Raw genomic sequence first — 22542 nt, forward strand, 5'->3', positions numbered from 1 at the left:
CAGTCAGGGGTAAATGATTGATCATCGACGCCTCCGAACGGCGTGTCTCTACGGGAGGAAAACCATGAAAGTCAGAGAAATTATTGCGGCGGCGGTGGTCCTGGCGTCCCCCACGCACGCCTTCGCGTGGGGTCAGGAAGGTCACGCGGCCGTTGCCGAGATCGCGCAGCACCGCCTCACCTCATCGGCTAGTGATGTCGTTCAGCGGCTCTTGCGGGCGCATTTGGGGCTGACAGGTCAGCAGGTCGTCTCGATGGCGTCGATTGCCAGCTGGGCTGACGACTATCGGGCAGACGGACACAAGGATACCAGCAACTGGCATTTTGTTGACATCCCGCTGGCGTCGCTGCCCGGAGGATCGAGCGCTACAACCGACTATGATGCGATACGTGATTGTGCCGATGACGCCACCTATGGAAGCTGCCTTCTAAAGGCCCTGCCCGCCCAGGAAGCGATATTGTCGGATGCAACAAAGGATGATGAATCCCGGTGGAAGGCCTTGGCGTTTGTGATCCACCTGACGGGCGACTTGGCCCAGCCCCTGCATTGCGTTCAACGCGTTGATGGGAGCCAGAAAGACCAGGGAGGAAACACCCTGACGGTGACCTTCAACGTCACCCGGCCCGCGCCCGACAACTCGACTTTTAGGGATTTCACGACCTTCCATTCTGTCTGGGACACCGACCTCATTACATTCAAATACTACGACTGGGGGCTGGCGGCCGCCGAGGCCGAGAAGCTGCTTCCGACCCTCGCGGCCGACCTGCTGGCCGACGACACACCGGAGAAATGGCTTGCCGAATGTCACCGCCAAGCCGAGGCTGCGTATCAGGCCTTGCCGGCAGGAACCCCGTTAAAGTCGGATATTGGTCATCCCGTGATTCTGGATCAGGCGTATTTTGAAAAGTTCCATCCTGTAGTCACGCAGCAACTGGCTTTAGGCGGCCTGCATCTGGCTGCGGAACTGAATGAGGCGCTTAAGGGCGGAAAGTAAGGGTTATCCCGCCCTCGCCTCTCGACTCAAGCAATGCGCACGACGATCTTCGGATCGGCGGCAAGGACCGACTGCGTAATCCCAGACGGTCAGCTCCGATCCTCTTTGCCCATTGCAGCAGATGTTGCGGTCGGTAGGAGATGTCGGCCCGCCAGCGAGCCATTGGAACGCGGGCACCGATGATGGTCCCCGTTGCACCCAACGACCGTTGGTCACTGGACTTCGGGTCGGATCAGCTGACCGATGGCCGTCGCTTCCGGATATTGACCGTCGTCGACGACTGCACGCGCCGGTGCCCAGGGTTGGTCGCGGATACGTCTCTGTCCGGCGTGAGGGTTGCCCACGAACTCGATCGGTTCATGATCGAACGCGGCAAGCCGAAGATGGTGGTCAGTGACAATGGCAGCGAACTGACCAGCAATGCGATCCCTGCCTGGGCCAATGCAAGCCGCGTGGACTGACATTATATCACGCCGGGCAAGCCAATGCAGAACGGCTTCATCGACAGCTTCAACGGTCGCCTCCATGACGAACTGCTGAACGAGATGCTGTTCACCTCATTGGCACAGGCTCGCGCGGTCTTGGCCAGTTGGCGGGCAGGTTACAACTTCAATAGCCCACATTCGCGGCTCGGATGGCAGACCCCTTCGAGTTCGCCCACACCTTCCCCCCGCGACGGGACGCAGCGCTGCGCACGATGATCAGCTCCGCGCCTGTGCCCGTCGTTCAAACCGCCCAATAGGGCAACGTCATTGCGTCCCATTCGCCGCTTTGAAACGCAAAAACCGCCCCGGTTAGACCAGGACGCTTATTGATTTATGATGAAATTGGTTGCGGGGCCAGGATTTGAATCTGCTGACTTCGCTTGCGAAGTCCCTTCAATAGACGAACTCGGTTGCAGCGCTGTATTGGCGGTAGCGCTCTCCCGACTCGACCCCCCGCATCATGGGATGTCATTGAGGGGGACGAACTGGGCCACCCCAAGTAGCAACCGCTATCGGCTTGTGAGATAAGGTGCAGGTATGCCGGCGTCGTAGCGTGCAGAGCGAGGTTTGGGAACCAAACTAATCCACAGAAATATTTAGTTGGTACTTCTGTTGGCACGCAGGGACGATGTTGGAGGCCAAACATTTGTAAACAAAGTCAAATTTGTTTCTCTTGGATTCCGCCTCTGGGCACCATTTCACTTTCCCATTGCTTCTCACGACGTCTCACCAGCCAATACAAATCAATAACTTAGCCTAGTTTGGCGGGTTATGGTGACCCACCGCGTACCGTTGCAATTCATCGGTTTGTGGGTAACGATTTAGGCGTTACCCATTAGCCGGGAGGTCCGTTACCCATGTCTCTCTCCGACTTCGCCTGCAAGAACGCTAAGCCCAAAGACAAGCCGTATCGTCTTGCCGATGGCGACGGGCTCTATCTCCTCGTCCGGAACAACGGCTCCAAACTCTGGCAACTGCGGTACCGCTACCTGGAGAAGGAAAATATCCTTTCCTTTGGAAAATACCCGCTGGTGTCACTTCTCGATGCGAGAGGACGGCGCGACGACGCCAAGAGGCTGTTGATCGCCGGCATCAACCCGTCCACCAAACGCAAAGAGGAGAAGAATGCCGCCATCATGGAAGCACGCACCACCTTCGCCTTGGTCGCCGAGGAATATGTCACGCGGATGGAGGAACGGGACGCTGCGGCGGCTACCATCACCAAAACCAAATGGCTCCTGGAAGATCTGGCCGGCTCACTCGCCAAGCGCCCCATTAACGAGATCACTCCAGCCGAAATTTTCCAACTCCTCCAGAAGATCGAAAAGAGTGGTCGAAGAGAGACAGCGCGGCGTTTACGCGGCGTGATAGGCAGCGTCTTCCGATTGGCCATTGTCACGTTACGGGCTGAGTCCGACCCAACCCTACACCTCCGGGGCGCTCTCCAGCCGCCGAAAGTCAACGGTCGTGCCGCTATCACCGATGAAAAGAAGTTCGGCAAGCTCCTGATGACCGTCGACGAATACGACGGCTGGCCAACCATCAAAGCCGCCCTCCAGTTTCTTGCCCTCACCTGTGTCCGTCCCGGCGAAGTACGGGGCGCTACGCGCGACGAGTTCGACCGAAAGAAGGCCGTCTGGCATATTCCGGCCGAGCGCATGAAGATGCGTGCTCCGCACGACGTGCCACTGTCCAAACAGGCACTTTCGGTCTTGGAAGAGGTCTGGCAGCTCTCAGAGGACGGCGGCCTGGTCTTTACTTCGATCCGCTCAACAAAACGGCCACTTTCCGAGAACGCCATGAATGCTGCGCTACGACGCATGGGTTACGGAAAGGACGAAGTGACCGCACATGGTTTCCGGGTGACCGCCAGCACCATCCTCAACGCCCGCGACTACGATCCAGATGTGATTGAAGCTGTCCTGGCGCACCAGGACAAGAACGCCATCCGGCGGACCTACAATCGAGCGACCTATTGGGAGCGGCGAGTCACGCTAATGCAGGAGTGGGGAGATCTGCTAGACGCGTTAAAGGCGAACCATTAGTCTTACTCACATTCCACGATCGGATCGCTGTTTTTCCGTGTGGGCGTTGATCGCTGCCCGATATAGGTACTTGAGCCGTTCAACCGGGCGCCTCCAAGGCCGCGACGAGCTTGGTTGCTTCTTTCCGATGCCGCGCCACATCCGCACGGGTAGCAGCCCGGTTTTAACCCGTAGGCCGGCAGGTCGCCTGCGCGCAGCCGCTCGCGAGCACGTGCCCAAGCAGCACCGTGGCGAGCGGCACAGCATGCGTCGCTTTCGGCTCATCTTGGTTGGCGCAATAGAGATGTGTGATCCCGAAAACCGGCTTGGTTCACTCATTCCGAACAACGGCTTCGCGCCTCGTTTCGGTCATTCAGCGTGTCTTGGCCCCTGCCGAAAGGCAGACGTGTCCACGAAAACGCTGGCCGATTTTTGCCAGCTAATTAATGGCGAACTTCAGGCATTTGTAGAACTATCGACGATTATTTCTTCCGAAGCAGGATGAATTGTCCGACTCGGATGTGTTCAAGTCCGTACGCCAGGCTAGTTGACGAATGGGTCTCAGCGATCGGTCTGCGGTGTCTTTCCGCTCGACGGGCCATCATTTTTCGGGCTGACCCTCAAAATCTACGGGTTACGATGTCGCGCCGGATGTCGGCAGTTGTTATCAGCTCGCGCTTTGGAAGCAGGCCTCGCGCGACTGGGTTGCCGTATTCAACCCAATAATCCACTCGGCTGCCACCATTTGGTCGAGCCGCCAATATCACGGCTGTGGACTCTTTATGTTCAACTATTAACTGTTTTGCAAACTTGCACGTTGACGCCTCCGCCCTCCTAGAGTTAATAATCTCCTAATATAAGCGTCTTCTAAATTATCGAACGGTAACCGGCGAGTTAGACGATGCAATTGGGGTAGGGAGACGCAGAGCCGCGACCAAGGTCGTCGCTGCCACCGTCATCGAGCGACCGTCCGTCCACGAATGACCAGCTTGAACCAGCTGTTCGTAACGGAGCGGTTTGTCTGGATGTCACCGGCAAATGATGCCTGCCCGAATCGCACGCCGATCGCGCGACTATTCTTCGACTGGAATCAGCCGATCGTTCAGTACTGTGAATGAAGCAGATGGTTGGGCGTCTGTTCTTTAATAACGTGGGGGTTGAAAATGGCTACTAAAATCGCCGATGCAGGTGGAACCACAGCGTCGTTTTCAAACACGCCGCAGGCGAACGATGACGTTTTCAATCTCACCGAGGATACGGTTGTCCTCGCTTCAGGGTCGCAAACCATCATAGTTCTCGATGTGATGGCCAACGACCAGGGTGGAAACGCAAAGTCCCTCTTTTCGGTTGACGACGGGATTTCCGCATCGACGGCCACGAAGCAATACGCGCCGATCGACCTGACGACCCAGGATGTTCAGGCAACAGGCATTTCAGCCTGGGAGAGCATCGGCGGCGGGGTTTCCATCCGCATCAACAACGGCAAGGTCGAGATGGACCTTAGCGGATATCTGGCGGCGCATGGCTTCGCGAGCCTGCAGGCCATGGGTGCGGGCGACCAGATCAACGAGACCTTCACCTATGCGATCAAGCTCGGCGGCGGAACGCTGAGCTGGGCCAGCGTGTCGGTCAACATTCAGGGTACCAATGACGGCGCGATCATCACCGCCGTCCCGGGCGCCGACTTAACCGTGGTGGAGGCCGGCGGCGTTGCCAACGGCACGCTGAACGATCCCAATGCGCATGGACAGCTGGTCGTCACCGACCCAGATGTCGGCCAGAACCATTTCCAGGCTCCCCCAAGTCTGCAGGGCACTTACGGCTCTTTCGCCTTCGACACGACAACTGGCGTGTGGGCCTATACGCTGAACCAGACTCTCGCCGACCCGCTGAGCCAGGGCCAGCCCGTTACGGATACTCTGACCGTGAAGTCGGCCGACGGAACGGCGAGTTATAACATCGTCGTAAATATTACTGGCAGCAATGACGCGCCAGTCGCGATTGCTAATGTCAATTCGGTGAAAGAGGACACGGCGCCCAATCCGGTCAGCGGCAATGTGCTGACCAACGACACCGATGTCGACACTGGCGACACCCACAGCGTCACCGCCGTCAATGGCTCGGCCGGCAATGTCGGTGCCAACCTCGTCGGCACCTATGGCACGCTGCATCTCAACAGCGACGGCACCTACACCTACACGCTCAACAATGGCCTGGCCTCGGTCCAGGCGTTGGCCGCAGGCGCCAGCGTCACCGACGTCTTCACCTACACCAACGCCGACAACCATGGCGGCTCATCGAGCGCCAGCCTGACGGTCACCATCAACGGCACCAATGATGCTCCGGTCGCGGTTGCCGACATCAATTCGGTGAAAGAGGACACGGCGCCCAATCCGGTCAGCGGCAATGTGCTGACCAACGACACCGATGTCGACACTGGCGACACCCACAGCGTCACCGCCGTCAATGGCTCGGCCGGCAATGTCGGTGCCAACCTCGTCGGCACCTATGGCACGCTGCATCTCAACAGCGACGGCACCTACACCTACACGCTCAACAATGGCCTGGCCTCGGTCCAGGCGTTGGCCGCAGGCGCCAGCGTCACCGACGTCTTCACCTACACCAACGCCGACAACCATGGCGGCTCATCGAGCGCCAGCCTGACGGTCACCATCAACGGCACCAATGATGCTCCGGTCGCGGTTGCCGACATCAATTCGGTGAAAGAGGACACGGCGCCCAATCCGGTCAGCGGCAATGTGCTGACCAACGACACCGATGTCGACACTGGCGACACCCACAGCGTCACCGCCGTCAATGGCTCGGCCGGCAATGTCGGTGCCAACCTCGTCGGCACCTATGGCACGCTGCATCTCAACAGCGACGGCACCTACACCTACACGCTCAACAATGGCCTGGCCTCGGTCCAGGCGTTGGCCGCAGGCGCCAGCGTCACCGACGTCTTCACCTACACCAACGCCGACAACCATGGCGGCTCATCGAGCGCCAGCCTGACGGTCACCATCAACGGCACCAATGATGCTCCGGTCGCGGTTGCCGACATCAATTCGGTGAAAGAGGACACGGCGCCCAATCCGGTCAGCGGCAATGTGCTGACCAACGACACCGATGTCGACACTGGCGACACCCACAGCGTCACCGCCGTCAATGGCTCGGCCGGCAATGTCGGTGCCAACCTCGTCGGCACCTATGGCACGCTGCATCTCAACAGCGACGGCACCTACACCTACACGCTCAACAATGGCCTGGCCTCGGTCCAGGCGTTGGCCGCAGGCGCCAGCGTCACCGACGTCTTCACCTACACCAACGCCGACAACCATGGCGGCTCATCGAGCGCCAGCCTGACGGTCACCATCAACGGCACCAATGATGCTCCGGTCGCGGTTGCCGACATCAATTCGGTGAAAGAGGACACGGCGCCCAATCCGGTCAGCGGCAATGTGCTGACCAACGACACCGATGTCGACACTGGCGACACCCACAGCGTCACCGCCGTCAATGGCTCGGCCGGCAATGTCGGTGCCAACCTCGTCGGCACCTATGGCACGCTGCATCTCAACAGCGACGGCACCTACACCTACACGCTCAACAATGGCCTGGCCTCGGTCCAGGCGTTGGCCGCAGGCGCCAGCGTCACCGACGTCTTCACCTACACCAACGCCGACAACCATGGCGGCTCATCGAGCGCCAGCCTGACGGTCACCATCAACGGCACCAATGATGCTCCGGTCGCGGTTGCCGACATCAATTCGGTGAAAGAGGACACGGCGCCCAATCCGGTCAGCGGCAATGTGCTGACCAACGACACCGATGTCGACACTGGCGACACCCACAGCGTCACCGCCGTCAATGGCTCGGCCGGCAATGTCGGTGCCAACCTCGTCGGCACCTATGGCACGCTGCATCTCAACAGCGACGGCACCTACACCTACACGCTCAACAATGGCCTGGCCTCGGTCCAGGCGTTGGCCGCAGGCGCCAGCGTCACCGACGTCTTCACCTACACCAACGCCGACAACCATGGCGGCCCATCGAGCGCCAGCCTGACGGTCACCATCAACGGCACCAATGACGGCCCGGTGATCACCTCCGGCGTCCAGACCGGCTCGGTCACGGAAGACACGCAGCTGACGGCGACCGGCCAGGTCCAGGCCTCCGACGTCGACAATGGCGCCACCCAGGCCTATTCGGGCGATGCCACCGGCACCTATGGTTCCTTCGTCGTCGATGCCTCGACCGGCGCCTGGACCTACACGCTCGACAATGCCGCCCACCAGAACCTGGCCCAGGGCGAGAGCCACACCGACACCTTCACGGTGACCGTCACCGACGATTTCGGCGCCACCACCACGCAGGACGTCACCGTCACCATCAACGGCACCAATGACGGCCCGGTGATCACCTCCGGCGTCCAGACCGGCTCGGTCACGGAAGACACGCAGCTGACGGCGACCGGCCAGGTCCAGGCCTCCGACGTCGACAATGGCGCCACCCAGGCCTATTCGGGCGATGCCACCGGCACCTATGGTTCCTTCGTCGTCGATGCCTCGACCGGCGCCTGGACCTACACGCTCGACAATGCCGCCCACCAGAACCTGGCCCAGGGCGAGAGCCACACCGACACCTTCACGGTGACCGTCACCGACGATTTCGGCGCCACCACCACGCAGGACGTCACCGTCACCATCAACGGCACCAATGACGGCCCGGTGATCACCTCCGGCGTCCAGACCGGCTCGGTCACGGAAGACACGCAGCTGACGGCGACCGGCCAGGTCCAGGCCTCCGACGTCGACAATGGCGCCACCCAGGCCTATTCGGGCGATGCCACCGGCACCTATGGTTCCTTCGTCGTCGATGCCTCGACCGGCGCCTGGACCTACACGCTCGACAATGCCGCCCACCAGAACCTGGCCCAGGGCGAGAGCCACACCGACACCTTCACGGTGACCGTCACCGACGATTTCGGCGCCACCACCACGCAGGACGTCACCGTCACCATCAACGGCACCAATGACGGCCCGGTGATCACCTCCGGCGTCCAGACCGGCTCGGTCACGGAAGACACGCAGCTGACGGCGACCGGCCAGGTCCAGGCCTCCGACGTCGACAATGGCGCCACCCAGGCCTATTCGGGCGATGCCACCGGCACCTATGGTTCCTTCGTCGTCGATGCCTCGACCGGCGCCTGGACCTACACGCTCGACAATGCCGCCCACCAGAACCTGGCCCAGGGCGAGAGCCACACCGACACCTTCACGGTGACCGTCACCGACGATTTCGGCGCCACCACCACGCAGGACGTCACCGTCACCATCAACGGCACCAATGACGGCCCGGTGATCACCTCCGGCGTCCAGACCGGCTCGGTCACGGAAGACACGCAGCTGACGGCGACCGGCCAGGTCCAGGCCTCCGACGTCGACAATGGCGCCACCCAGGCCTATTCGGGCGATGCCACCGGCACCTATGGTTCCTTCGTCGTCGATGCCTCGACCGGCGCCTGGACCTACACGCTCGACAATGCCGCCCACCAGAACCTGGCCCAGGGCGAGAGCCACACCGACACCTTCACGGTGACCGTCACCGACGATTTCGGCGCCACCACCACGCAGGACGTCACCGTCACCATCAACGGCACCAATGACGGCCCGGTGATCACCTCCGGCGTCCAGACCGGCTCGGTCACGGAAGACACGCAGCTGACGGCGACCGGCCAGGTCCAGGCCTCCGACGTCGACAATGGCGCCACCCAGGCCTATTCGGGCGATGCCACCGGCACCTATGGTTCCTTCGTCGTCGATGCCTCGACCGGCGCCTGGACCTACACGCTCGACAATGCCGCCCACCAGAACCTGGCCCAGGGCGAGAGCCACACCGACACCTTCACGGTGACCGTCACCGACGATTTCGGCGCCACCACCACGCAGGACGTCACCGTCACCATCAACGGCACCAATGACGGCCCGGTGATCACCTCCGGCGTCCAGACCGGCTCGGTCACGGAAGACACGCAGCTGACGGCGACCGGCCAGGTCCAGGCCTCCGACGTCGACAATGGCGCCACCCAGGCCTATTCGGGCGATGCCACCGGCACCTATGGTTCCTTCGTCGTCGATGCCTCGACCGGCGCCTGGACCTACACGCTCGACAATGCCGCCCACCAGAACCTGGCCCAGGGCGAGAGCCACACCGACACCTTCACGGTGACCGTCACCGACGATTTCGGCGCCACCACCACGCAGGACGTCACCGTCACCATCAACGGCACCAATGACGGCCCGGTGATCACCTCCGGCGTCCAGACCGGCTCGGTCACGGAAGACACGCAGCTGACGGCGACCGGCCAGGTCCAGGCCTCCGACGTCGACAATGGCGCCACCCAGGCCTATTCGGGCGATGCCACCGGCACCTATGGTTCCTTCGTCGTCGATGCCTCGACCGGCGCCTGGACCTACACGCTCGACAATGCCGCCCACCAGAACCTGGCCCAGGGCGAGAGCCACACCGACACCTTCACGGTGACCGTCACCGACGATTTCGGCGCCACCACCACGCAGGACGTCACCGTCACCATCAACGGCACCAATGACGGCCCGGTGATCACCTCCGGCGTCCAGACCGGCTCGGTCACGGAAGACACGCAGCTGACGGCGACCGGCCAGGTCCAGGCCTCCGACGTCGACAATGGCGCCACCCAGGCCTATTCGGGCGATGCCACCGGCACCTATGGTTCCTTCGTCGTCGATGCCTCGACCGGCGCCTGGACCTACACGCTCGACAATGCCGCCCACCAGAACCTGGCCCAGGGCGAGAGCCACACCGACACCTTCACGGTGACCGTCACCGACGATTTCGGCGCCACCACCACGCAGGACGTCACCGTCACCATCAACGGCACCAATGACGGCCCGGTGATCACCTCCGGCGTCCAGACCGGCTCGGTCACGGAAGACACGCAGCTGACGGCGACCGGCCAGGTCCAGGCCTCCGACGTCGACAATGGCGCCACCCAGGCCTATTCGGGCGATGCCACCGGCACCTATGGTTCCTTCGTCGTCGATGCCTCGACCGGCGCCTGGACCTACACGCTCGACAATGCCGCCCACCAGAACCTGGCCCAGGGCGAGAGCCACACCGACACCTTCACGGTGACCGTCACCGACGATTTCGGCGCCACCACCACGCAGGACGTCACCGTCACCATCAACGGCACCAATGACGGCCCGGTGATCACCTCCGGCGTCCAGACCGGCTCGGTCACGGAAGACACGCAGCTGACGGCGACCGGCCAGGTCCAGGCCTCCGACGTCGACAATGGCGCCACCCAGGCCTATTCGGGCGATGCCACCGGCACCTATGGTTCCTTCGTCGTCGATGCCTCGACCGGCGCCTGGACCTACACGCTCGACAATGCCGCCCACCAGAACCTGGCCCAGGGCGAGAGCCACACCGACACCTTCACGGTGACCGTCACCGACGATTTCGGCGCCACCACCACGCAGGACGTCACCGTCACCATCAACGGCACCAATGACGGCCCGGTGATCACCTCCGGCGTCCAGACCGGCTCGGTCACGGAAGACACGCAGCTGACGGCGACCGGCCAGGTCCAGGCCTCCGACGTCGACAATGGCGCCACCCAGGCCTATTCGGGCGATGCCACCGGCACCTATGGTTCCTTCGTCGTCGATGCCTCGACCGGCGCCTGGACCTACACGCTCGACAATGCCGCCCACCAGAACCTGGCCCAGGGCGAGAGCCACACCGACACCTTCACGGTGACCGTCACCGACGATTTCGGCGCCACCACCACGCAGGACGTCACCGTCACCATCAACGGCACCAATGACGGCCCGGTGATCACCTCCGGCGTCCAGACCGGCTCGGTCACGGAAGACACGCAGCTGACGGCGACCGGCCAGGTCCAGGCCTCCGACGTCGACAATGGCGCCACCCAGGCCTATTCGGGCGATGCCACCGGCACCTATGGTTCCTTCGTCGTCGATGCCTCGACCGGCGCCTGGACCTACACGCTCGACAATGCCGCCCACCAGAACCTGGCCCAGGGCGAGAGCCACACCGACACCTTCACGGTGACCGTCACCGACGATTTCGGCGCCACCACCACGCAGGACGTCACCGTCACCATCAACGGCACCAATGACGGCCCGGTGATCACCTCCGGCGTCCAGACCGGCTCGGTCACGGAAGACACGCAGCTGACGGCGACCGGCCAGGTCCAGGCCTCCGACGTCGACAATGGCGCCACCCAGGCCTATTCGGGCGATGCCACCGGCACCTATGGTTCCTTCGTCGTCGATGCCTCGACCGGCGCCTGGACCTACACGCTCGACAATGCCGCCCACCAGAACCTGGCCCAGGGCGAGAGCCACACCGACACCTTCACGGTGACCGTCACCGACGATTTCGGCGCCACCACCACGCAGGACGTCACCGTCACCATCAACGGCACCAATGACGGCCCGGTGATCACCTCCGGCGTCCAGACCGGCTCGGTCACGGAAGACACGCAGCTGACGGCGACCGGCCAGGTCCAGGCCTCCGACGTCGACAATGGCGCCACCCAGGCCTATTCGGGCGATGCCACCGGCACCTATGGTTCCTTCGTCGTCGATGCCTCGACCGGCGCCTGGACCTACACGCTCGACAATGCCGCCCACCAGAACCTGGCCCAGGGCGAGAGCCACACCGACACCTTCACGGTGACCGTCACCGACGATTTCGGCGCCACCACCACGCAGGACGTCACCGTCACCATCAACGGCACCAATGACGGCCCGGTGATCACCTCCGGCGTCCAGACCGGCTCGGTCACGGAAGACACGCAGCTGACGGCGACCGGCCAGGTCCAGGCCTCCGACGTCGACAATGGCGCCACCCAGGCCTATTCGGGCGATGCCACCGGCACCTATGGTTCCTTCGTCGTCGATGCCTCGACCGGCGCCTGGACCTACACGCTCGACAATGCCGCCCACCAGAACCTGGCCCAGGGCGAGAGCCACACCGACACCTTCACGGTGACCGTCACCGACGATTTCGGCGCCACCACCACGCAGGACGTCACCGTCACCATCAACGGCACCAATGACGGCCCGGTGATCACCTCCGGCGTCCAGACCGGCTCGGTCACGGAAGACACGCAGCTGACGGCGACCGGCCAGGTCCAGGCCTCCGACGTCGACAATGGCGCCACCCAGGCCTATTCGGGCGATGCCACCGGCACCTATGGTTCCTTCGTCGTCGATGCCTCGACCGGCGCCTGGACCTACACGCTCGACAATGCCGCCCACCAGAACCTGGCCCAGGGCGAGAGCCACACCGACACCTTCACGGTGACCGTCACCGACGATTTCGGCGCCACCACCACGCAGGACGTCACCGTCACCATCAACGGCACCAATGACGGCCCGGTGATCACCTCCGGCGTCCAGACCGGCTCGGTCACGGAAGACACGCAGCTGACGGCGACCGGCCAGGTCCAGGCCTCCGACGTCGACAATGGCGCCACCCAGGCCTATTCGGGCGATGCCACCGGCACCTATGGTTCCTTCGTCGTCGATGCCTCGACCGGCGCCTGGACCTACACGCTCGACAATGCCGCCCACCAGAACCTGGCCCAGGGCGAGAGCCACACCGACACCTTCACGGTGACCGTCACCGACGATTTCGGCGCCACCACCACGCAGGACGTCACCGTCACCATCAACGGCACCAATGACGGCCCGGTGATCACCTCCGGCGTCCAGACCGGCTCGGTCACGGAAGACACGCAGCTGACGGCGACCGGCCAGGTCCAGGCCTCCGACGTCGACAATGGCGCCACCCAGGCCTATTCGGGCGATGCCACCGGCACCTATGGTTCCTTCGTCGTCGATGCCTCGACCGGCGCCTGGACCTACACGCTCGACAATGCCGCCCACCAGAACCTGGCCCAGGGCGAGAGCCACACCGACACCTTCACGGTGACCGTCACCGACGATTTCGGCGCCACCACCACGCAGGACGTCACCGTCACCATCAACGGCACCAATGACGGCCCGGTGATCACCTCCGGCGTCCAGACCGGCTCGGTCACGGAAGACACGCAGCTGACGGCGACCGGCCAGGTCCAGGCCTCCGACGTCGACAATGGCGCCACCCAGGCCTATTCGGGCGATGCCACCGGCACCTATGGTTCCTTCGTCGTCGATGCCTCGACCGGCGCCTGGACCTACACGCTCGACAATGCCGCCCACCAGAACCTGGCCCAGGGCGAGAGCCACACCGACACCTTCACGGTGACCGTCACCGACGATTTCGGCGCCACCACCACGCAGGACGTCACCGTCACCATCAACGGCACCAATGATGCTCCGGTCGCGGTTGCCGACATCAATTCGGTGAAAGAGGACACGGCGCCCAATCCGGTCAGCGGCAATGTGCTGACCAACGACACCGATGTCGACACTGGCGACACCCACAGCGTCACCGCCGTCAATGGCTCGGCCGGCAATGTCGGTGCCAACCTCGTCGGCACCTATGGCACGCTGCATCTCAACAGCGACGGCACCTACACCTACACGCTCAACAATGGCCTGGCCTCGGTCCAGGCGTTGGCCGCAGGCGCCAGCGTCACCGACGTCTTCACCTACACCAACGCCGACAACCATGGCGGCTCATCGAGCGCCAGCCTGACGGTCACCATCAACGGCACCAATGATGCTCCGGTCGCGGTTGCCGACATCAATTCGGTGAAAGAGGACACGGCGCCCAATCCGGTCAGCGGCAATGTGCTGACCAACGACACCGATGTCGACACTGGCGACACCCACAGCGTCACCGCCGTCAATGGCTCGGCCGGCAATGTCGGTGCCAACCTCGTCGGCACCTATGGCACGCTGCATCTCAACAGCGACGGCACCTACACCTACACGCTCAACAATGGCCTGGCCTCGGTCCAGGCGTTGGCCGCAGGCGCCAGCGTCACCGACGTCTTCACCTACACCAACGCCGACAACCATGGCGGCCCATCGAGCGCCAGCCTGACGGTCACCATCAACGGCACCAATGATGCTCCGGTCGCGGTTGCCGACATCAATTCGGTGAAAGAGGACACGGCGCCCAATCCGGTCAGCGGCAATGTGCTGACCAACGACACCGATGTCGACACTGGCGACACCCACAGCGTCACCGCCGTCAATGGCTCGGCCGGCAATGTCGGTGCCAACCTCGTCGGCACCTATGGCACGCTGCATCTCAACAGCGACGGCACCTACACCTACACGCTCAACAATGGCCTGGCCTCGGTCCAGGCGTTGGCCGCAGGCGCCAGCGTCACCGACGTCTTCACCTACACCAACGCCGACAACCATGGCGGCTCATCGAGCGCCAGCCTGACGGTCACCATCAACGGCACCAATGATGCTCCGGTCGCGGTTGCCGACATCAATTCGGTGAAAGAGGACACGGCGCCCAATCCGGTCAGCGGCAATGTGCTGACCAACGACACCGATGTCGACACTGGCGACACCCACAGCGTCACCGCCGTCAATGGCTCGGCCGGCAATGTCGGTGCCAACCTCGTCGGCACCTATGGCACGCTGCATCTCAACAGCGACGGCACCTACACCTACACGCTCAACAATGGCCTGGCCTCGGTCCAGGAGGTCAGCGGCAATGTGCTGACCAACGACACCGATGTCGACACTGGCGACACCCACAGCGTCACCGCCGTCAATGGCTCGGCCGGCAATGTCGGTGCCAACCTCGTCGGCACCTATGGCACGCTGCATCTCAACAGCGACGGCACCTACACCTACACGCTCAACAATGGCCTGGCCTCGGTCCAGGCGTTGGCCGCAGGCGCCAGCGTCACCGACGTCTTCACCTACACCAACGCCGACAACCATGGCGGCTCATCGAGCGCCAGCCTGACGGTCACCATCAACGGCACCAATGATGCTCCGGTCGCGGTTGCCGACATCAATTCGGTGAAAGAGGACACGGCGCCCAATCCGGTCAGCGGCAATGTGCTGACCAACGACACCGATGTCGACACTGGCGACACCCACAGCGTCACCGCCGTCAATGGCTCGGCCGGCAATGTCGGTGCCAACCTCGTCGGCACCTATGGCACGCTGCATCTCAACAGCGACGGCACCTACACCTACACGCTCAACAATGGCCTGGCCTCGGTCCAGGCGTTGGCCGCAGGCGCCAGCGTCACCGATGTCTTCACCTACACCAACGCCGACAACCATGGCGGCTCATCGAGCGCCAGCCTGACGGTCACCATCAACGGCACCAATGATGCTCCGGTCGCGGTTGCCGACATCAATTCGGTGAAAGAGGACACGGCGCCCAATCCGGTCAGCGGCAATGTGCTGACCAACGACACCGATGTCGACACTGGCGACACCCACAGCGTCACCGCCGTCAATGGCTCGGCCGGCAATGTCGGTGCCAACCTCGTCGGCACCTATGGCACGCTGCATCTCAACAGCGACGGCACCTACACCTACACGCTCAACAATGGCCTGGCCTCGGTCCAGGCGTTGGCCGCAGGCGCCAGCGTCACCGACGTCTTCACCTACACCAACGCCGACAACCATGGCGGCTCATCGAGCGCCAGCCTGACGGTCACCATCAACGGCACCAATGATGCTCCAGATATACATCTTGTGGCGACAGGGACGCCGGACACAGCGTCGGCGACCTTGACGGAGACCAATGCCGGCCTGTCGACATCGGGCACGCTGACGGTGACCGATGCTGATGTCAGCGACACAGTCAATTCCTCGGTCACGACCGTCGTGGCGTCAGGAACGACGGCTGGCCTCACGTCAAACGCTGCCCAGCTTCTTGCCATGCTGGCTGTTTCGCCGACATCGGGCTTGGCCGCCAATCCTGCGGACACTCACAACCTCAACTGGACCTTCAACTCCGGCACGCAGGCGTTCGATTACCTTGCTGCCGGTCAGTCGCTGACGCTCACCTATACTGTCCAAAGCACGGACAATAATGGTGCGTCGGATACCCAGACCGTCACGGTCACAGTCAACGGCACAGACGAGGCCAGCAACACTCTTATCAGTCAGGTCGTTGCGAGCAAGCAGTCAAGTAACAACAGTCCAAGCACGGCACAAATAACTTTCAATACCACGAACATACATGCAAACTTCGTCGACATCACATCGGCAATCCATGTATCTAATGTGACTAATGATGCATTCATAGTTGCCGGCAGTGGCCATTTTGATGCGACGACCCAAACGTATTCCTTTGATGTGAATAAGGGTTCGGGCAACAACGGATCAAGTTACAGCGTTACTATCGATGCCGGAGCATTCTCGGATTCGGTTGGAAACACCAACACATCGTTCACTAAAAGCGGCCTCAAACCAGCCGGCACTTCCGGCGAGCCCATCAATCTCGCCCTGACCGATCCATCGCATGAAGGTGCGCTCATCACCGTCACGGTGAAGGACGTGCCTTCGGGCTGGACCATCGACGGCGCAACCCATAACGCCGACGGAAGCTGGACGACACAGACCAGCGACCTGCACGGGCTGACTGTCACCACACCGGCCAGTTTCACCGGGGCAGCCGTGCTCGACGTCCAGATGACCTGGATCAACGCCGACGGCACCGCGGGCACCGCGTCGATCGCCGACAATGTCGAAGCCTACGCTCCGGGTTCGCCGATCTTTGCCTGGTCCGGCGACGACGTGCTGACCGGCTCCCACGGCAACGATCTCTTCGTCTTCTCGCAACCGATCGGTGCCGACACGGTGCACAATTTCGATGCGGCCGCCGACCAGATCGATCTCATCGGCTACAACGGATTGGCAGACTTTGCCGACCTCCAGACGCATATCGCCGACGATGCCCATGGCAATGCGATGATAACGCTCGGCGACGGACAGTCGATCACGCTGGACGGCGTGCACTCGGACGCGCTGACCGGAAGCAATTTCGTCTTCGACCAGACACCGGTGGTCAACAATTCCGGCACCATGACAATCGGCGACGGCGCTTTGCTGCCGCTCAGCGGCATTATCAACAACAGCGGTCTCATCTCGCTCGACTCGACCGGCGGCGATACGCTGCTGCAGGTTATCCAGCATGGCGTGACCCTGCAGGGTGGCGGACAGATCCTGCTGTCCGACAGCGCCACCAACGTCATCTCCGGCACCGGGCCGGACGTCACCCTGGTCAATGTCGACAACACGATCTCCGGCGCTGGTCAGCTGGGCGGCGGGATGCTGAGCCTTGACAACGGAGGGACCATCATCGCCTCCGGCTCGAACGGGCTGGTCATCGACACCGGTGGCAGCGTCGTCATCAATTCCGGAACGCTGGAAGCAACGGGGTCGGGCGGCCTGACGGTCGCTGGCGGCCTGGCGAATTCAGGCATGCTCTGGGCTAATGGCGGCGACATCGTGATCCATGGCCAGGTCACCGGCGACGGCGATGCCACCATCGGCAATCTGTCGAAGCTCGAGTTCGGCGGCGCTTCGTCGACGGACGTCACCTTTGGTCACGACGCGGCCGGCACGCTGCAACTCGACGATTCCTTCGATTACAGCGGCCGGATCGGCGGCATCACCAATGATGACAGGTTGGATCTCCACGATATCTTGTTCGGTGCTGGGACAACGGCCGTTTATCAGGCAAACCAGGATGGCAGCGGCGGAACGCTGACCGTTTCGGATGGCACCCATGGCGCCGCGTTGCATCTGGTCGGCAGCTATGATGCGAACGCCTTCAAGGTTGCCGATGACGGCCAGGGCCATACCGTCGTTTCGTACAATGAATTCACGCTGACCGGCATCGGCAATGGGGCGATTTCAAGCGACTTCGTGGTGTGAACCAAAAGGGCCGCCTCAGTGGCGGCTTACCTGACCTGACAAAGTATCGAGTGGGGTTCTGGAAGTGGATAGCAAGTCTCGAATTGTGAAGGATGCGCTTCGGGCATGCCGCCGCTATTTCCTGGTTGCGGCGGCATTCAGCCTGGCGATCAATCTGCTCTACCTGGCTTCCCCACTCTACATGCTGCAGATCTACGACCGGGTTGTCACCAGCGGCAGCGAAACCACGCTGGTGATGCTGACCCTGGTGTTGCTGGCTGCCTTCCTTTCGCTGGCCGGCCTCGACCTGGTACGCGCCTGGATCCTGACGCGTGCCAGTGCGCGGCTCGACCGGTTGCTATCGGCAAAGATCCTCGCCGCATCGGTCGAAACCCCATCGCCCGGCTCCTCGCCGAGCCAGCCCATCCGCGACTTCGACACGTTCAGGCAGGTCATCACCGGCAGCGGTATCCACGCCCTGTTCGACCTGCCATGGTCGCCCATCTACATCGGCATCATCTTCCTGCTGCATCCGTGGCTCGGCTTCTTCGCACTGGGCTGCTCGCTGCTCTTGATCGCCATGGCCGTGCTCAACGAGTATCTCGTGCGTTCGCCGCTGAAGCAGGCCAACGAGCTGGCAACGACCAACTACAACTTTACCGAGATGAGCCTCAGGAACGCGGAAGTCGTTCGCGCCATGGGGATGATCGACGGTCTCATCCGCCGCTGGGGGCGCGACCGCAACCTAGCGCTGCGGCGCCAGGCGGAGGCAAGCGACCGCGCCGCCCTGATGTCAGGCATTATCCGTTTCCTGCGGCTCACCATGCAGTCGCTGATCCTTGGCCTCGGCGCCTATCTGGTCATCGAACGGCAGATTACCGGCGGCACCATGTTCGCGGCGAGCCTCCTGTTGGGCAGGGGGTTGCAGCCTGTTGAGCAGATCGTCGGCCTCTGGCGCAGCCTGATCCTCGCGCGGGCGGCGCTGGCAAGGGTCGAGAAGCTGGTCGACGGTGGCGCCCGGAGCGAAAGATCGTTCAACCTGCCGAAACCCAGCGGCAAAATATCGGTCGAGCAGGTCAGCTTTGCAATTGCCAGCCAGCAGAAAGTGCTTCTGCGGGAGGTATCGTTCCGGCTGGAAGCAGGCGAGGCGCTGGGGATCGTCGGCCCGTCCGGCGCCGGCAAGTCAACCCTGGCGCGTCATCTCGCGGGCGTCATGCAACCCAGCCGCGGCACCGTCAGGCTGGATGGCGCCGACCTGTCGCAATGGGGGCACGACGCGCTAGGCGACCACATCGGCTACCTGCCGCAGGATATCGAGCTCTTCTCCGATACCGTCGCCGCCAACATCGGCCGCTTCAAGACCAATGTCGACCAGGAGGTGATCGAGGCCGCACGGCTCGCCGGCGTGCATGAGATGATTATTCGCCTGCCGCAGGGCTACGAGACCCAGATCGGCGAAGGCGGTGCGGTTCTTTCGGGAGGATACAGGCAACGGATCGCTCTTGCCCGGGCGGTGTTCGGAACGCCGAACCTGATCATTCTCGACGAGCCGAGCTCCAATCTCGACGCCGATGGCGACCGCGCGCTGAGCGACTGTGCGATTGAACTCAAGCGCCGCGGCAGCACGGTGATCATCGTCTCGCATCGGCCCTCTACCTTGGCGAATGTCGACAAGATCCTTCTGTTGCGCGATGGCGCCGTCGAGGCCTTCGGCATGAGGAACGAGATCGTGGCGCTGCTCAACCAGCGCGCGGCTCCAATGGCGGTGGCAACGCAATGAGCCGCGTTTGGAGAGATCGATGAGCGACGGCGCCCTTACCTACCGGACCCTGCCCGGCGAAACGGGCCTGCTGGCTCCGGATTCGATCCGGGTACCGGCCTATGTCGGCCTGCTGATCATCGTCGCCTTCTTTGGCATCTTCGGCGGCTGGGCGGCCCTTGCCCCTCTGAACGGCGCCGTGCTCGCCGACGCCATCGTCAAGGTGGAAGGCAATCGCAAAAGCGTACAGCACTTCGACGGCGGAACGGTGAAGGAGATCCGAGTCAAGGATGGCGACGTCGTCAGGAAGGGCGACATAATGCTGAAGCTGGACGACACCAGGATCCGGTCCGAGTTCAATCTTTACGCCCAGCAATATGCTCTGTTGCGCGCAACCGATGCCAGGATCCGGGCCGAACTGGACGGCAGCGCGGCTGTTGCCTTCCCGAAGGACATTCTCAAGGAGCACGAGGACTACCTCAGGGATGCGATGGCAAACCAGATCGCCGACCTGGAAAGCCAGCGTGCCTCGATGGCCGGCGCCAGGCAGATCCTCGAGCGCCGGATTGCCGAGCTCGAGGAGCAGATCCAGGGCAAGCAGTCTCGGGTCGAATCCTACCGGGCCCAATTGCAATCGACGATCGACGAGAAGGCCAGCCTGTCGAAGCTGCTCAAGGCCGGATTGACGACCCGCCCACGCATCCTGGAACTGGAAAGGTCCGCCTCGGATCTGCAGGGCCTGATCGACGAGAACCTCGGTGCGATCGGCGGCAGCCAACAGAGCAAAGCCGAACTCGAGAGCCAGATCGCGCAATTGACCTTTGAACGCCGAGCCAAGCTGTCGGCGATGCTGATCGAAACGCAATCGAACCTTGCCGACCTTGTGCCCAAGATGTTTGCCGCCCAGGCTGCGATGGACCGGGCCGAAGTCCGGGCGCCTTATGACGGCCAGGTGATGGATCTCAGCGTCTTCTCGATCGGCGCCATCGTTTCCCCGGGCCAGACCATCCTCGACATCGTGCCGACCGAGAATTCACTGATCGTCCAGGCGCAGGTTCGCGTCGAGGACATATCGAACCTGCGGCCCGACATGGCCGCCGAAGTTCGGTTCACATCCTATAAGCAGCGGTCGATACCCATAATTCATGGCCGCGTCACCCGCATTTCGGCGGATCGCATCACCGACAGCAAGACCGGGTTTCCCTACTATCTCGCCGACGTAGCGGTCGATCCGGGGGAATTGGCGGCGGCTTCACAGATTGCGCTTTATCCGGGCATGCCGGCGTCGGTCATGATTGTCACCGAGGAACGCACCGCTCTGGACTACATAATAGGCCCGTTGGTTGTGTCGTTCCACTCCGCCTTTCGCCAGAAATGACGGGAGAATCGATCGACGATGCAAAGTTTCGACGCCTTATCGGACGTCTAATTTTGAGTGCTGAACTTCTAAAGCGATGCTCCTCGCATTCCCGGCCTGTGCTTCCTAGTCAGCCGGAGACGCAGATCCAACCGTTTGCCTGTCATCGGCTGTTAAATGCCAGAAGCTGACCGTCTGCCTGCGGCCCCCACCGAGACCTTCGAGATGCAGCGACCCAAAATCGACGGTCGGAGCGAAGCGGGCGGCGCTACGATATTTGAGGTTTCCGCACTGCGCGCCGCTCGCGGCAAACATCGCTACGCTTGCTGTCCCTTTAGTTTTTCATTCCGCTCCGCCATAAAAGCCTCTTTCCCCATTCCGGCCCACAACTCTCGGGTCCGTTGATCGTCTTCGCTTCGGAGTTTGTCCGCTGTCCAGAGGAGCGCGCCGTAGATAGCGACGCGATCATCTGCGATCAGATCAACGATGCCTGCCTTGACGACGAGCCCCCCGAGTTCGATTAGATGTTGGGTCCGTTTGCGTCGCTCGACCTGCCACGTGCGCATGTCATTGCGAGCCTGTGCCGCCTGCCGGCGATTGTGAGCTGCCTTGTTGCGCTGGATCGCTTCGAACGTTGCGCTGAGATGCCGGAGCAGTTCGCCGGGACCGGCTCTCGAAAAACGTCACCCCACGCTTGGCCCATGCCTCACGCTTTGCGGCGTCTTTCGTCTCGGCGAGTGCGACCAGCGCGCCGGCCAGTTCGTCCGTGCTGAGCTGATCGGCGCCGGTGGCGATCACCAGCTCGCCAAGTTGCTGCACCTTCCGCGTTTTGAGTTCTCGCGCTTTGTCTTCCAGCGCCTTCAGTTCCGCGTCGAAATCCCGTTGCTTACGCATGGTTGTCTCCATCAATTGTCGATGCGGCGATGATAGGGGAGCGCCTGCCCGAAAGCTTCAGGGTTGCCGAGACAGCCCGGGACGGGCTGGTCCATCCCGAGATTTTTTCGAGGGAGGGCGCGCTTATACGTCGTGCCGACGTGCGTTTTGCCGTGC

The 22542-nt window shown here is 62.4% G+C and carries 8 protein-coding genes and 1 pseudogene; 7 read left to right on the forward strand and 2 right to left on the reverse strand.

Annotated features, from left to right (window positions below):
- The first annotated feature begins 64 nt into the window (after nucleotides 1-64).
- The 7 genes and pseudogenes from EB235_RS33960 (at nucleotide 65) to EB235_RS33990 (ending at nucleotide 21513) form a co-directional block, all read left to right on the forward strand.
- Entirely contained in the window at nucleotides 65-994 is a 930-nt protein-coding gene (locus EB235_RS33960) for a S1/P1 nuclease (RefSeq protein WP_032932986.1), read from the forward strand.
- A gap of 149 nt (nucleotides 995-1143) precedes the next feature.
- Nucleotides 1144-1736, forward strand: a pseudogene (locus EB235_RS33965) (integrase core domain-containing protein); the annotation flags it as partial.
- Between the two features lie 600 nt (nucleotides 1737-2336).
- Nucleotides 2337-3524, forward strand: a complete 1188-nt coding sequence (locus EB235_RS33970; RefSeq protein WP_027033113.1) for a tyrosine-type recombinase/integrase — start codon at nucleotides 2337-2339, stop codon at nucleotides 3522-3524.
- Between the two features lie 70 nt (nucleotides 3525-3594).
- The gene (locus EB235_RS33975) at nucleotides 3595-4008 is read left to right on the forward strand and encodes a hypothetical protein (RefSeq protein WP_155256464.1); all 414 of its coding nucleotides are present in this window, start codon (nucleotides 3595-3597) and stop codon (nucleotides 4006-4008) included.
- 658 nt (nucleotides 4009-4666) lie between these two features.
- On the forward strand, nucleotides 4667-18397 hold the full coding sequence (locus tag EB235_RS33980) for a VCBS domain-containing protein (RefSeq protein WP_171878163.1): 13731 nt from the start codon (nucleotides 4667-4669) through the stop codon (nucleotides 18395-18397).
- A gap of 64 nt (nucleotides 18398-18461) precedes the next feature.
- On the forward strand, nucleotides 18462-20156 hold the full coding sequence (locus tag EB235_RS33985) for a type I secretion system permease/ATPase (protein WP_027033112.1): 1695 nt from the start codon (nucleotides 18462-18464) through the stop codon (nucleotides 20154-20156).
- Between the two features lie 19 nt (nucleotides 20157-20175).
- A complete protein-coding gene (locus tag EB235_RS33990) occupies nucleotides 20176-21513 on the forward strand; it encodes an HlyD family type I secretion periplasmic adaptor subunit (protein ID WP_027033111.1) in 1338 nt (445 codons plus the stop codon).
- Between the two features lie 296 nt (nucleotides 21514-21809).
- On the opposite strand, the gene EB235_RS33995 is transcribed toward EB235_RS33990, so the two are convergent.
- Both EB235_RS33995 and EB235_RS34000 read right to left on the reverse strand, forming a co-directional pair.
- The gene (locus tag EB235_RS33995) at nucleotides 21810-22058 is read right to left on the reverse strand and encodes a conjugal transfer protein TraD (RefSeq protein ID WP_027033110.1); all 249 of its coding nucleotides are present in this window, start codon (nucleotides 22056-22058) and stop codon (nucleotides 21810-21812) included.
- A 1-nt stretch (nucleotide 22059) separates the two neighbouring features.
- On the reverse strand, nucleotides 22060-22386 hold the full coding sequence (locus tag EB235_RS34000; RefSeq protein ID WP_027033109.1) for a conjugal transfer protein TraD: 327 nt from the start codon (nucleotides 22384-22386) through the stop codon (nucleotides 22060-22062).
- Between the last annotated feature and the right edge of the window lie 156 nt (nucleotides 22387-22542).

This window comes from Mesorhizobium loti R88b, from assembly GCF_013170845.1.
Taxonomy (GTDB): Bacteria; Pseudomonadota; Alphaproteobacteria; order Rhizobiales; family Rhizobiaceae; genus Mesorhizobium; species Mesorhizobium loti_B.

What these genes read in the sequence shown, in the direction of transcription:
- EB235_RS33960 (WP_032932986.1), top strand. Translation starts at nt 65, where the DNA reads ATGAAAGTCAGAGAAATTATTGCGGCGGCGGTGGTCCTGGCGTCCCCC.
- EB235_RS33970 (WP_027033113.1), top strand. Translation starts at nt 2,337, where the DNA reads ATGTCTCTCTCCGACTTCGCCTGCAAGAACGCTAAGCCCAAAGACAAG.
- EB235_RS33980 (WP_171878163.1), top strand. Translation starts at nt 4,667, where the DNA reads ATGGCTACTAAAATCGCCGATGCAGGTGGAACCACAGCGTCGTTTTCA.
- EB235_RS33990 (WP_027033111.1), top strand. Translation starts at nt 20,176, where the DNA reads ATGAGCGACGGCGCCCTTACCTACCGGACCCTGCCCGGCGAAACGGGC.
- EB235_RS33995 (WP_027033110.1), bottom strand. Translation starts at nt 22,058, where the DNA reads ATGCGCACGTGGCAGGTCGAGCGACGCAAACGGACCCAACATCTAATC.
- EB235_RS34000 (WP_027033109.1), bottom strand. Translation starts at nt 22,386, where the DNA reads ATGCGTAAGCAACGGGATTTCGACGCGGAACTGAAGGCGCTGGAAGAC.